This window comes from Sphaerisporangium krabiense (assembly GCF_014200435.1).
Lineage (GTDB): Bacteria > Actinomycetota > Actinomycetes > Streptosporangiales > Streptosporangiaceae > Sphaerisporangium > Sphaerisporangium krabiense.
The window spans coordinates 170,834-184,018 of record NZ_JACHBR010000003.1 but is presented as its reverse complement, the minus strand read 5'-3'; the positions used below and the strand labels follow the sequence as shown (position 1 = coordinate 184,018).

11 protein-coding genes and 1 pseudogene are annotated in these 13,185 nt (G+C 72.0%); 5 read left to right on the top strand and 7 right to left on the bottom strand.

Annotated features, from left to right (window positions below; all coding sequences use genetic code 11):
- Positions 1-253: 253 nt before the first annotated feature.
- Positions 254-1,759 carry a sensor histidine kinase gene (locus BJ981_RS35830; protein ID WP_204070085.1) on the top strand — a complete coding sequence of 502 codons (1,506 nt, stop codon included), beginning with the start codon at positions 254-256 and terminating at the stop codon, positions 1,757-1,759.
- On the top strand, positions 1,737-2,390 hold the full coding sequence (locus BJ981_RS35825; protein ID WP_204070084.1) for a response regulator: 654 nt from the start codon (positions 1,737-1,739) through the stop codon (positions 2,388-2,390). The genes BJ981_RS35830 and BJ981_RS35825 overlap by 23 nt, the downstream gene beginning before the upstream one ends.
- A 61-nt stretch (positions 2,391-2,451) precedes the next feature.
- On the opposite strand, the gene BJ981_RS35820 is transcribed toward BJ981_RS35825, so the two are convergent.
- The 4 genes from BJ981_RS35820 to BJ981_RS35805 form a co-directional block, all read right to left on the bottom strand.
- Positions 2,452-2,610, bottom strand: a complete 159-nt coding sequence (locus BJ981_RS35820; protein WP_184617945.1) for a hypothetical protein — start codon at positions 2,608-2,610, stop codon at positions 2,452-2,454.
- 38 nt (positions 2,611-2,648) lie between these two features.
- Entirely contained in the window at positions 2,649-4,883 is a 2,235-nt protein-coding gene (locus BJ981_RS35815) for an ATP-binding cassette domain-containing protein (protein ID WP_239139072.1), read from the bottom strand.
- Positions 4,884-5,131: 248 nt separating this feature from the next.
- Positions 5,132-5,983 carry an ABC transporter permease gene (locus BJ981_RS35810; protein ID WP_184617943.1) on the bottom strand — a complete coding sequence of 284 codons (852 nt, stop codon included), beginning with the start codon at positions 5,981-5,983 and terminating at the stop codon, positions 5,132-5,134.
- Positions 5,980-6,864 carry an ABC transporter ATP-binding protein gene (locus BJ981_RS35805; RefSeq protein ID WP_184618143.1) on the bottom strand — a complete coding sequence of 295 codons (885 nt, stop codon included), beginning with the start codon at positions 6,862-6,864 and terminating at the stop codon, positions 5,980-5,982. The genes BJ981_RS35810 and BJ981_RS35805 overlap by 4 nt, the downstream gene beginning before the upstream one ends.
- A gap of 238 nt (positions 6,865-7,102) precedes the next feature.
- Between BJ981_RS35805 and BJ981_RS35800 the strand changes: the two genes are divergently transcribed.
- Entirely contained in the window at positions 7,103-7,963 is an 861-nt protein-coding gene (locus BJ981_RS35800) for a MerR family DNA-binding transcriptional regulator (protein ID WP_184617942.1), read from the top strand.
- Here BJ981_RS35800 and BJ981_RS35795 read toward each other — a convergent pair.
- Positions 7,906-9,228 carry an MFS transporter gene (locus tag BJ981_RS35795; RefSeq protein WP_204070082.1) on the bottom strand — a complete coding sequence of 441 codons (1,323 nt, stop codon included), beginning with the start codon at positions 9,226-9,228 and terminating at the stop codon, positions 7,906-7,908. The two genes, BJ981_RS35800 and BJ981_RS35795, sit on opposite strands and share 58 nt — an antisense overlap.
- The gene (locus BJ981_RS35790; RefSeq protein ID WP_204070081.1) at positions 9,225-10,337 is read right to left on the bottom strand and encodes a MerR family transcriptional regulator; all 1,113 of its coding nucleotides are present in this window, start codon (positions 10,335-10,337) and stop codon (positions 9,225-9,227) included. Before BJ981_RS35790 ends, BJ981_RS35795 begins: the two co-directional genes overlap by 4 nt.
- A 275-nt stretch (positions 10,338-10,612) precedes the next feature.
- Here BJ981_RS35790 and BJ981_RS35785 point away from each other — a divergent pair, with 275 nt between their 5' ends.
- Together BJ981_RS35785 and BJ981_RS35780 are read left to right on the top strand one after the other, a co-directional pair.
- The gene (locus BJ981_RS35785) at positions 10,613-11,341 is read left to right on the top strand and encodes a DUF8817 family protein (RefSeq protein ID WP_184617940.1); all 729 of its coding nucleotides are present in this window, start codon (positions 10,613-10,615) and stop codon (positions 11,339-11,341) included.
- Positions 11,342-11,450: 109 nt separating this feature from the next.
- The gene (locus BJ981_RS35780; RefSeq protein WP_184617939.1) at positions 11,451-11,903 is read left to right on the top strand and encodes an iron chaperone; all 453 of its coding nucleotides are present in this window, start codon (positions 11,451-11,453) and stop codon (positions 11,901-11,903) included.
- A 63-nt stretch (positions 11,904-11,966) separates the two neighbouring features.
- Here the strand turns inward: BJ981_RS35780 and BJ981_RS35775 are convergent.
- Positions 11,967-13,168, bottom strand: a pseudogene (locus BJ981_RS35775) (cytochrome P450).
- Positions 13,169-13,185: the final 17 nt, after the last annotated feature.

The following is a 13,185-nucleotide window of genomic DNA, read 5'->3' as shown; positions in this document are numbered from 1 at the left end:
CGCGTCCCCCCGTGGATGGCGCCGGGACGACGGTCACGGGGGAGAGGACGGACGGAGCCCTGAACCCGCTGCTCGCGAGGGGATGGTCGTGAGGGGACGGCCGGGGTGGTGTTCGGATCACGGGGTAACCGTGGCGGGTCGCGGGGTGAGGCGGCATCGGACCGCCGGCCACTTCCACGCGGGCCCAGGTCACCCACGGGAGTACGTCCGCGGGCCGATGCCCGGCCGTGCGGGCGCTGGCTACGATCGACGCATGTCCGCCGCACCGCTCGCCCTCTCGCGCCCCCGGAAGGTGGTGCGCTCGGCGCCGGCCTGGTGCGGGGCGCTGGTGTTCCTCGTGGTGGTCGCCGCCGAGTCGAGGAGCTGGCCCCGCGACCCGCTGGCGCTGAGCCTGCTGCTCACGCTGCTGGTCACGGCGATGCCGGTCTGGCTGCTGCGGCGCAGGCCACTGCCCGCCCTGGCGATCATCCTGGCCGGGACGCTCATCGTGGCGACGACCGCCCACTCCTGGCTGATCACCTATCCGCTGGTCGCGGCGGGGGACGCCGCCGTCGCGTACATCGCGGCCACCCGGAGGCGCCCGGTCGCGGTGTGCGGGGCGCTGATGGCGCTGGGCGCGCAGATCGCCTGCGCCCTCTTCTTCACCAACGGCGGGGGCGTCTTCACCTCGACCGTCGCGCTGCTGGTCCTGGGGGTGGCCACGAGCTGGATGGCCGGCCACTCGGTGCGCGAGCGGCGTGAGCACGCCACGGCGCTGCGCGAGCGGGCCACGGCGCAGGCGGTGACCGCCGAGCGGCTGCGCATCGCCCGCGAGCTGCACGACATGATCGCCCACAGCATCGGCCTCATCGCCATCCAGGCCGGGGTGGGCAGCCGGGTCATGAACACCCAGCCCGGCGAGGCGCGCAACGCGCTCATGACCATCGAGGCCACCAGCCGCGAGACCCTGGCGGGGCTGCGGCGCACGCTGGTGGCGCTGCGGCACGGCGACCTGGGCAGCGGGCCGGGGGAGCCCGCGCCCGGGCTGGGCGACCTCGAGCGGCTGGCCGCGGCCACCACCGAGGCCGGGGTCCGCGTGCGGGTGGTGTGGCACGGGCGGCGGCGCGCGCTTCCCCCGGACGTCGAGCTGGCCGCGTTCCGCATCGTCCAGGAGTCCCTGACCAACGTCGTACGCCATTCCGGCGCCCGCGACGCCCGGGTGACCGTCGATCTCGGCGAGGACGAGCTCACCATCGAGGTCCTCGACGACGGCCGTGGCGGCGGCGGACGCGACGGACACGCCATTGGATTCGGCCTCGTCGGCATGCGCGAGCGAGTAGCCCTCCTGAACGGCCACCTCACCGCGGCCCCACGACCTGAGGGCGGCTTCCGCGTGCAGGCCCGGCTCCCCGTGCCGGCGGCCATGGAAGTCACCCCGGCCGCCGGCACGGCGATGCCCGCAAAGCCCGCCACGAAGCTGAGCGCGGGGCCGGACACACCCTCGGCCGCGAGGACGGGTGCGCGGGCCGGCGCGGAGGTAGGGGTGGAGACGGGCGGACCCTCGGGTGCAAAGACGGGTGCGCGGGCCGGCGTGGAGGTGGGGGCGGAGACGGGCGGACCCTCGGGTGCGAGGACGGGTGCGTGGGCCGGCGTGGAGGTGGGGGCGGGCAGGGACGCACATTCGGGTGCGGGGCCGGGCACGCGAACAGCCGCAGAGGTGGAGGCGGAGGCGGTCGCAGGTGGGGGGAGGGGCGGTGATGGTTCGGGTCGTGTTGGCTGATGATCAGCCGTTGGTGCGGGCGGGGCTGCGTGTGCTCATCACCGATACCGCTGACATCGAGGTGGCCGGCGAGGCCGGCACCGGAGCGGAGGCCGTCCGGATCGTCAGGGAGCTCGGGCCGGACGTGGTGCTCATGGACGTCCGCATGCCGGGCATGGACGGCATCGAGGCCACCCGCAGGATCATGACCGGCCCCGGGCACACCCGTGTGCTGGTGCTGACCACCTTCGACGACGACGAGTACGTCTACGGCGCCCTGCGCGCGGGCGCGAGCGGGTTCCTGGTCAAGGACATGGCGCTGGACGACATCCTCGCGGCCGTCCGCGTGGTCGCCGCCGGGGACGCCCTGATCGCCCCGAGCGTCACCCGCCGCCTGATCGCCCGCTTCACCGGCCGTCCCGACCCGGCACCGCCCCGGCTCCTGCCCGAGGGCGTCACCGAGCGGGAACGCGAGGTGCTGAGGCTGATCGCCCGGGGCCTGACCAACGGTGAGATCGCCACACGACTGTTCATCAGCGTGGCCACGGTCAAGGCCCACGTGGCGCGCCTCCTGGCTAAACTCGGCGCCCGCGACCGCGTCCAACTCGTCATCGCCGCCTACGAGGCCGGCCTGGTGTCCGCCTCGGCGTGAGCGTCACCGTATCGGCGTAGATGTCTCCCTCGGCGTGAGCGTCATGGCCTAGGCGTGAGCGTCACCGTCTTGGGGTGAGCGTCACCGTCTTGGGGTGGATGTCTCCCTCGGCGTGGGGGTCGGCGCGGTAGTTGCCGGCACCGCTGGGTACCGCGTTGGGCGGCCCGCCGGCCGGGGCGCTCAGCGGGGCGCGGACGTCGCAGGTGTCCGCGGCGGCCATCGTGGTGCTGGGCGTGGCCGCCGCGGTCGTCCTGCTCGTCAGGCGCGGTCGACGTACTCGCGCAGGTGGAGGGCGGTGAGGGAGGTGCCGGTGTCGACCAGGTCGGCCGGGGTGCCGGAGAAGACGACCTGGCCGCCGTCGTGGCCGGCGCCCGGGCCCAGGTCGATGATCCAGTCGGCGTGGGCCATCACGGCCTGGTGGTGCTCGATGACGATGACGGTGTTGCCGTCGTCGACGAGCCGGTCGAGCAGTTCCAGGAGCTGGTCGACGTCGGCCAGGTGCAGCCCGGTGGTCGGCTCGTCCAGGACGTAGGTGGTGCCGTTCTTGGCCATGTGGATGGCCAGTTTCAGGCGCTGGCGCTCGCCGCCGGACAGCGTGGTGAGCGGCTGGCCGAGGCCGAGGTAGCCGAGCCCCACGGCGGCCAGGCGGTCCAGGATCACGTGGGCCTGGCCGGTCGGGAAGAACGCGCACGCCTCGGCGACCGGCATGGCCAGGACCTCGCTGATGTTCTTGCCGCGCAGCGTGTAGGACAGCACCTCGGGGGTGAAGCGCCTGCCTTCGCACTTCTCGCACACCGTGGCGACACCGGCCATCATCACCAGGTCGGTGTAGATGACGCCCGCGCCCTTGCAGGCCGGGCAGGCGCCCTCGGAGTTGGCGCTGAACAGGGCGGCCTTGACGCCGTTGGCCTTGGCGAACGCGGTGCGGATCGGGTCCAGCACCCCGGTGTAGGTGGCGGGGTTGCTGCGGCGCGAGCCGCGGATCGGCGACTGGTCGGCCACCACCACGCCCTCACGCCCGGCGACGTACCCGTGGATCAGCGAGCTCTTGCCCGACCCGGCCACGCCGGTGACGACGGTGAGCACGCCGAGGGGGATGTCGACGGCGACGTCCTTGAGGTTGTGCAGGGTGGCGCCGGTGATGGACAGGTGGCCGCTCGGCTGCCGCGGCTTCTCGCGCAGGTGGACGCGGTGGTCCAGGTAGCGGCCGGTCAGGGTGCCGGAGGCGCGCAGGCCCGCCAGGTCGCCGGCGTAGCAGAGCCGCCCGCCGGCCGTGCCCGCGCCGGGGCCGAGGTCGACGACGTGGTCGGCGATGGCGATCGTCTCCGGTTTGTGCTCCACGACCAGGACGGTGTTGCCCTTGTCGCGGAGCTGCAGCAGCAGCCCGTTCATCCGCTGGATGTCGTGCGGGTGCAGCCCGGCGGTGGGCTCGTCGAAGACGTAGGTGACGTCGGAGAGGCTGGAGTTGAGGTGGCGGACCATCTTCACCCGCTGCGCCTCGCCGCCCGACAGCGTCGCCGACTCCCGGTCCAGGCTGAGGTAGCCGAGGCCGATGGCGACCAGGGAATCGAGGGTGTCGCGCAGGCTGTCCAGCATCGGCCCGACCGAGGCGTCGCCGATCCCGCGCACGAACGCGGCCAGGTCGTCGATCTGCATGGCCGCGCACTCGGCGATGTTGCGGCCGTCGATCCTGGCCGCCAGAGCGGCCTGGTTGAGCCGGGCCCCCTCACAGGCCGGGCACGGGGAGAGCTTGATGGCGCGGTCGGCGAAGGCGCGGGCCGAGGGCTGCATCGACTCGCGGTCCTTGGCCAGGTAGATCCGGCGGACCTTGACGGCCAGGCCCTCGTAGGTGAGGTTGTTGGACCCGACCTTGACCTTGGTGGCGGGCTTGTGGAGGAAGTCCTCCCACTGGGCGGAGGTGTAGTCCTTGAGCTTGACGGCGGGGTCGAAGAACCCGGAGTGGGCCATCACCTGCCAGTACCAGGTGTCCACGCCGAACCCGGGCACCTTGATGGCGCCCTCGTTCAGCGACAGCTCCCGGTCGACGAGCGCGTCGACGTCCATGTCGGAGACCTTGCCGAGCCCCTCGCACTCCGGGCACATGCCTTCGGCCAGGTTGAAGCTGAAGGCGCCGGCCGAGCCGACGAAGGGGGTGGCGATCCGGCTGAACACGATGCGCAGCATGGTGTAGGCGTCGGTGGCGGTGCCCACGGTGGAACGGGCGTTGGCGCCCATCCGCTCCTGGTCGACGATGATCGCCGCGCTCAGGTTGCGCAGCGCGTCGACGTCCGGACGGCTGAGGCTCGGCATGAAGCCCTGGACGAACGCGGTGTAGGTCTCGTTGATCAGCCGCCGGGACTCGGCGGCGATGGTGTCGAAGACCAGGGAGGACTTCCCCGATCCCGAGACCCCGGTGAAGACGCTGAGGCGCCGTTTTGGGATGTCCAGGGACACCCCGGTGAGGTTGTTCTCCCGGGCGCCACGGACCTCGATGGAGTCGTGGCCGTCGGCGGCCGCGTGGTCGGATCGGCGGCCGGTGTCATATCCGGCCGTGTCATATGGCGTGGCGTCAAATCGGGCGGTGCTTGGCTGGTCGCTGGAGACCACGGAACCCTTCCATCGTCAATGGTCGATTCGGCCGGCGATCACGGCAACGGCCGTGGTCGCCGGTGGGGGAGCCGCCCGCGTTCGCGGGCGTGACAAGGGTGCTGCCGGCCTTGGGGGAGGGGGATCCGGACAGCCTACATCGGGCGTCGCATGGCCTTTTCCCGTTTCGCCGCCACGCTGGAACCCGACTCGCGGCGCGCCATCCGGCGCAGCACGATGGGCGCGAGCACGAGCCCGGCCACGGCCCAGGCGCCGAGGACTCCGGCCGTCTCCAGGTGCCGCCAGGAGGCGCCGATCTCGGCGGCGGCCATCCCGTCCGGCAGCAGCGCCGAGCGCAGCCCGAGCCCCATCCAGTACAGAGGGAAGACCTGCGCGACGACCTGCACCCAGCCGGGCAGGGCGGTGATCGGGTAGAACACCCCCGAGACGGCCAGCAGCACCATGATGGGCAGGCTGACCACGCTCAGGCTCTGGGTGCTCGCCGTCAGGGAGCCGATGACGGCGCCGAGCGGCAGGACGGCGGCCAGGCCGAGCGCCAGCACCCACGCCACGGTGAGCCACGAGGACACCGAGGCCAGCCGCAGGCCGTCGAACAGCAGCGCGGCGGGGACCAGGGGGACCAGCACACTCAGCACGACCACGCCCGACCGGCCGGTCACCTTGCCGACCAGGTAGCCGAGCATGCCGCCCGGGATGGCCTTGGCACGCAGCAGCGTGCCGTCCTCGCGGTCCATGGTGAGCACCACGGCGACGGCGGTCAGCCCGTTGAACACGACGTTCATCGCCAGGATGCCCGGCACCGAGTGCGACCCGACCGAGAAGCCGGTGCCCGGGACGGTGTTGCCCCGCAGCAGGAACATCACGACCAGCGCGATGAGAGGGAAGAACAGCGCGCCCCACAGGTCCTGGGCGCTGGTGACGCTCTGGCGGAACTCGATGCGCCCGCGCTCCAGCCCGGCGCGCACGGCGACGGCGGTGGGGTTCACGCGTCCACCCCCGTCAGCTCGCCGGGCGCCGTGGCGGGCCGTCCCGACTCGAACTCGCGCACCATGGCCAGGTAGACCTCCGCCAGGCTCGGCCGGCGCACCTCCAGGTCGCCGATCGCCGCGCCGTGCCGGGCGAACAGCTCGCGCACGTACCCGGTGGCGTCCTCGACCGAGACGGCGTGGTGCTCGCCGTCCTTGCTGTAGCGGACCTCGGCCTTGGCCGAGACCCGCGCGGCCAGCTCCGCCGCGCTTCCCTCGGCGACGATCCGGCCGCCGGCCAGCAGCGCGATGCGGTCGGCGAGGCGTTCGGCCTCGTCCAGGTCGTGGGTGGTGAGCAGGATCGTGGTGTCCTCCAGGTCCGAGAGACGGCGCACCAGGTCGTGGAAGTCCTGGCGGGCCACCGGGTCGAAGCCGACGGTGGGCTCGTCCAGGAACAGCAGGTCGGGCCGGCCGACCAAGCCGACGGCCACGTCGAGCCTGCGCCGCTGGCCGCCCGACAGCCGGGCGACCATCGTCTCGGCCTGCTCGGTCAGCCCGACCAGGCCCAGCAGCTCGCCGGTGTCGTAGGGGCGGGGACGGCCGGGCGTGCCGTAGGGGGTGTAGTAGCGGCCGAGGTGGGCCAGCAGCTCGCGCACGCGCCAGCGTCCGTGGTCGCGCCAGGACTGCAGCACGATGCCCAGGCGGGCGCGCCAGGCCTCGTCGCCGTGGCCCGGGTCGGTGCCGAGGACGCGCGCCTCCCCGGCCGAGCGGCCGCGGAAGCCTTCGAGGATCTCGATGGTGGTCGTCTTGCCGGCGCCGTTCGGGCCGAGCAGGGCGAGCACCTCGCCGCGGTGGACGCGCAGGTCCACCCCGTGCAGCACGTCGGTGTTCCCGTAGCGCATCCGCAGGCCGCGGGTCTCGATGACCGGGTCGCCGTCGCTCTGGTCAGGGAGCCGGCCCGGTGATATGTGACGAACGGGATCCGTCGTCGCGACATCTGGTTCGCGGGAATCCATGCCTTCAAGTCTCTCATTGAAGCACCTGTGGAGGCTTTTCCCCGTGAATCGGCTGCTGTTCTGGGAGTGAGCACCGGTAACCTTCAACCAGTAGAGGAAAGTCTGATGTGAAGGGGCCGGGGTCGTGGGGCGTGAGGATCCGGGGCTCCGGCCCATCGATCTGGCGCGGCTGGCCGGTGTCTCGGCGCAGCAGATCCGCAACTACGCCGACGCCGGCGTGCTGCCGCCCACCCCGCGCACCCCGTCCGGTTACCGCAGGTTCGACGCCCGCCACCGCCTGGCCCTGATCACCTACCGGGCGCTCGGCGCGGGGTACGGCTGGGAGCCCGCGCGGCAGATCATGAAGGCCGTGCACGCCGGGCAGGAGGCGGAGGCGCTGGCGCTGGTGGACGCCGTGCACGCCGCCTCGCACGAGCGCAGGCTCTCGTTGCGGGCGGCGGGCGAGGCGCTGGAGGCGGTCGCCGGGCAGACCCCGAACTCCACGGCCGCGCCGCGGGCGGGACTGCGCATCGGGGAGGTGGCCGCGCTGCTCGGCGTGCGCACCTCGGCGCTGCGCGTGTGGGAGTCGTGCGGCCTGCTGACGCCCGCGCGCGAGCCGATGACCGGATACCGCCGCTACGGCCCCGCCGACGTGCGGGACGCGCGGATGGTCGACATGCTGCGGCGCGGCCGCTACCCGCTGCCGCAGGTGCGGGCCGTGCTGGACGGCCTGCGCCGGACCGGGAGCACCGACGCACTGCGCACGGCCCTGGCCGAACGGCAGGCCGAACTGACCCGCCGGGCCGCGGCGATGCTGGAGGCCGCCGGCCGCCTGCACGCCTACCTGGCCACCCTGCACGAGCGCACCGCCTCGCCCGGCGCCGGTCCCTGGCGGCCCAGAACTCCCATGGCCGCGGCGAGGGGCGGAGTGGGCGGCGATCCCGCGTTCTACCTGGGGTTTTCTGGGGAGTGGTCCGGGTCACGATCGGAGGTGGACATCGAGTAGGAACGCAGTTCGGGAACTCGCCATGCGATCGCGGCGACGGCCACGGTGGTCAGGAGACCTCCGGCGCAGATCGCTGTTCGGGGCCCGAGGAGCGACGCGGTGGTCCCGTGCAGCAAGTTCGCGAGCTGTGGTCCACCGATGAGAACAACGGTGAGCGCTCCTTGGATCCGGCCGCGCATGGCGTCGTCGGTAAGGGCTTGGGAGATGGCGTTGCGGAAGGTGCTGAGCACGAAGTTCACGGCTCCGCCGAGGACGAGTGCGGTCAGCGCGATCCACAGCTGTGCCGCCACGCCGAGTACGACCACGGTGATGCCCCACGCGGCGGCGGCTGCCGCCATGAGAGCGCCTTGGCGGCGGGCGCGGGTGAAGGTGCCCGAGAGGAGACCGATCGCGAACACCCCGGCCGGGTAGGCGGCGTAGAGCAGTCCCAGTGCCGGACCGCCGCCGCTCGGGCCGCCGTAGGTCCGCTGGGCCAGTTCGGGGAAGAGTGCGACCGGCATGCCGAAGACCATCGCCGAGAGGTCGACCGCCAGCACTGCCACGAGCAGTCGGCTGGCTGCCAGGTACCGGAACCCGGCCAGGATCTGGGCCAGGGCCGGATGATCCCCGCGGTGCGGTCCGGCCGGAACGTTCGGCGCTCGGGCCGGCTCCAAGCGGGGCAACTTGGCGACGGCCCACACGACGGCCGGCAGCGCGAGCGCGTCGAACAGGTACAGGGTGCCGAGCCCGACGAGCGGGATCAGAAGGCCGGCGAGCACGGGGCCCAGAATCGACCCGGCGTAGCGGACCAGCGAGCTGAGGCCGTTGGCCGCTGGGAGCAGGTCGACCGGGACGAGGCGGGGCAGCACGGCGCCCATCGTCGTCATGATCGATCCGAAGGTCAGTCCCTGGCACGCCACCAGCATCATCAGGATCGGGACGGATCGGGCGTCCAGCACAGACTGAGCCCACAAGGCCGCGTAGGTCACCGTCAGGCCGCAGTGCGCCGCCAAGAGTATCGTTCGCCGGTCTCTGACGTCGGCGAGAGCACCTGTCCCCAGAGCCGCCACCACCAGCGCGACGAACGACACGACGGCCGAGGCGCCCACGGCCGCCGATGAACCGGTCATGGTGAACAACTGCGTCGGGATCGCGGCCAGGCTGAACGACCCGCCGACCGCGCACACCGCCGACGCCACCCACAACCGCCGGAATGCGCCGACCCCCAGCGGCCGACGATCGACGATGATGCCGCGCCCCGCCTTGAGCGTGGGGGCGCGCGTCACCGGCCGGCGACGTTCCGGACGGCGTCCGCGGCGTCCAGCGGTACGACGTCGGCGACGACACAGGCGATGTTGTCGGGAGCACCTGCGGCGTACGCTCGCGCGATCAGTTCGTCGAGTGCCCGCTGCGGGCCGTCCTCCTCGGTCAGCACCTTCCGCAGGGACTCGGCCGAGATGACGGCCGACAATCCGTCGGAGCACAAGAGGTAGCGGTCACCGGCGGCGGCCTGGTGAAGTGACAGGTCCGGCCGCGTCCCGCCCGTGCCGGTCAGTGCTCGCACCAGCAGTGAGCGCTGCGGGTGCGAGGCCGCTTCGTCGGGGGTCAGCCGTCCTTCGTCGATCAGGGACTGCACGAAGGTGTGGTCATGGGTGATCTGGGAGAGCTCACCGTCTCGCAGGCGGTAGGCGCGGGTGTCGCCGATGTGCACCAGTCCCAGGTGGGAGCCGGACCACAGCAGTGCGGTCAGGGTGGTGACGGCCTCACCATCCGATGACGCCGCGGCGATCGTCCCGATCTCGGCGTCGGCATCGCCGACCGCGTCGGCCAGCGCGCCGAGGAGGTCTTCGGCGGGCATGGCGAGAGCCTCCAGCGGTTTGAGCGCCTCGATGACGGTCGCGCTCGCGAGGTCTCCGGCTCCGCCGCGGACGCCGTCGGCCACCGCCAGCAAGCGGGGGCCCGCATAGGCGGTGTCCTCGTTGCTCGTCCGCACCAGTCCCGACTCCGAGCGGGCGACGTAACGGATGCCGAGCATGGTCGCGGAATCGTCCATAGAGCTGCCTCTTCCCGTCAGGTAGTCGACGAGGAAGTTCGCCAACCGGCCGCGAGCGGCGGTCTCGGCCAGGAACCGCTCCCAGTAGCCGGCGATCTCCTCGGCCGCCGTCTCGGCAGGTAGATCGCACACATGCCGGATACGCGCCAAGGGCATGCCCAGACGCCGCAGCCAGGCGATCAACCGGGCTCGCTCCAACTGCTCCGGACCGTAGAACCGGTATCCCGAATCGCCATCGACGGCGGCCGGCGGCAGGAGCCCGAGTTCGTCGTAGAGCCGCAGGGCCTTCGGTGACAGCCGAGCCGCCCGAGCGAACGCTCCGATCGTCAGCAGCTCCCGCACCACTCCTCCTCGTCCCGGCCACGACGACCGGTGTCAACGATGCTGGGGCTTCACCCAAGGGGAAGGTCAACGACATCACCACCCTTCCACGCGCCTTGGCAGGACCGCTCCGAGCTCCCTGGCGATCGCTGCGCGCCGACCCCGAGATCGAGACGGCTGTCCACGTCGAGGCGGAACCGGCCGTAGGGGGCGAGGCTCGGTCCGGTGGAGCGATCCATATGCCGGGTTCCCGGGAAGCTGGGAGTATCGCCGGACCTATCTGGAGGGGGATTGACGTGAGTGAGCCCGCGGTCCGGCCGAACGAGACGACGGTGCCGTTGATGCCGTGTGCGTCGGTGGAGGAGACTTTGGCCTTCTACACGGCGCTGGGGTTCGAGGCGACCTACCGGCAGACCAGACCCTATGTGTATCTGGCCCTGCGGTGGAGCGGCTTCGACCTGCACTTCGGCCCGGCGCCCAAGGATCTGGACCCGGCCCAGGAGCAGGCCGGGGGCTGCCTGGTCCTGGTCGACGCGGTGGCGCCGTACCACGCGGCGTTCGTCGCGGCGATGCGCCGGGCCTACGGAAAGGCGCTGAGCTCCGGCCGTCCGCGGATCACCCGCTACCGGCCGGGCGCCTCCCGGTTCACCCTGGTCGATCCGTCCGGGAACTCGATCATTTTCATCCAGCGCGACGAGCCCGCCGAGCTGGAGTACGGCGGCTCCAAGCGGCTGACCGGCCTGGCCAAGGCGCTCGACAACGCCCGCATCCTGCGCGAGTTCAAGAACGACGACCTGCAGGCGTTCCGCGCGCTGAAGTCCGCGATGCGCAGGCACGGCGCGGACGCCGCGCCGGTCGAGCGCGCCCTGGCCTTGGGCCATCTCGTCGATCTGGCCACGGTCCTCGGCGAGCCCGCCGACCCGTGGGCCGCCGAGCTGCGCGGCCTGGAACTCACCCCCGCCGACCGGCGGCACGTGGAGTCGGAGCTCGGCCAACTGCCCGGGCTGCGGGAGTGGCTTGCCTGAGCGGGCGGCCTCCGGCGGGCGGGATATGTCCACTCATGTCGCCATTGTCCAAGTTTGTCGTATCCTCTCTGTACTCCATTGCCAAGATCCTCAAGGGGTAAGTCTCATCATGAGCAGCACCGAAAGCGGCGCGTACGAGGGATTCACGGCCGAGGAACGTGCCGCGATGAAGGAGCACGCCAAGGAGCAGAAGAAGGCGGCGCGACGCGGCTCGCGCGCGGACAAGGCGGCCGAGGCGGCCCAGGACGTGCTCGCGAAGATCGCCGAGATGAACGACCCGGATCGCATCATGGCCGAGCGGGTCCACGCCGTCATCATGGCCAGCGCCCCGGCCCTGGCGCCGAAGCTCTGGTACGGGATGCCCGCCTACACGCTGGACGGCAAGGTCGTCTGTCACTTCCAGCCCGCGGAGAAGTTCAAGACCCGCTACGCGACGCTCGGGTTCAGCGACCAGGCGAACCTGGACGAGGACGCGATGTGGCCGGCCGCGTTCGCCCTGACCGAGGTGACGCCCGAGGTGGAGGAGCGGATCGGCGCGCTGGTGAAGCGGGCGGTGAGCTGAACCGAGGTGCGGCGGCGGCCGGGATTCCGGTCGCCGGACTCCCCGGCACCGCCCGCGTCGCGGTCACACGTCCCAGGTGACCGGGAGGCTCTTGACGCCGTAGATGTCGGCGGTCTCCGGGCGCAGGGCGACCTCTTCGGCCGGTACGGCCAGCCGCAGGGTGGGGAAGCGGGTGAGCAGCGCGGGGAAGGCGACCCGCATCTCGACGCGGGCGAGCTGCTGGCCCAGGCACTGGTGGATGCCGTGACCGAAGGCCAGGTGTCCGCCGTCCTGCCGCCGGAGGTCGAGCGTGTGGGGGTCGGGGAAGCGCTCGGGATCGCGGTTGGCGGTGTTCAGGGACAGGATGACGGTCGTGCCGGCCGGGATGGTGTGGCCGCCCAGCTCGACGTCCTCCAGCGCGACCCTGAAGAACTGCTTGGCGACGCTCAGGTACCGCAGCAGCTCCTCCACGGCCTGCTCGGCGAGCGCGGGGTCGGCGCGCAGCGCGGCGAGCTGCTCCGGGTTCCGCAGCAGCGCGAAGGTGCCGAGCGCCAGCATGTTGGCGGTGGTGTCGAACCCGGCCGACAGCAGGATCAGGGCCATGCCCCTCAGCTCCTCGTCGGTCAGGTCGCCGTCGGTGAGGTCGCTGAGCACGTCGTCGGTGGGGTCGGCGCGCTTGGCGGCCACCAGCTCGGCGAGGTAGTGCTGGACCGCGGTGTAGGACGCGATCAGCTCCTCGTCGCCGACCTCTCCGCCGAGGAACTTGTCGATGTGCTCCTGGAAGAAGCCCCGGTCCTCGTACGGCACCCCCAGCAGATCACGATGGCGGGGACGGGCTTGGCGAACGCGGTCACCAGGTCCACCGGAGGCCCGGCCTTCTCCATGGCGTCCAGATGGTCGGCGGTGATCTGCTCGACGCGCTCGGTGAGCGCTCGCATCCGCCGTACGGTGAACTTTCCGATGAGCGGTTTGCGGTAGCGGCCGTGCCGCGGCTCGTCCATGAGCAGGAACTCGCCGGGCGGCGCCGGGGGGACCTCGATGTCGCCGTAGTCGATCAGCGGGTGGTGGCGCATGAGCTCCTTGCGGGCGCTGAACCGCGGATCGGCCAGGACGGACCGGACCAGGTCGTAGCCGGTGATCAGCCGGCCCTGGTGTCCGTCGGGGAAGGGGAAGCGGCTGATCGGGCCGTGCTCACGGGCCTGGAGCAGCTCCGCGGGAGGGTCGAAGGGACAGCCGGGCGGACGCGCCGCCGGCATCGCCGGGACGGTGTGGACGGACTCGGTCATGATTCTTCCTTGCTGCC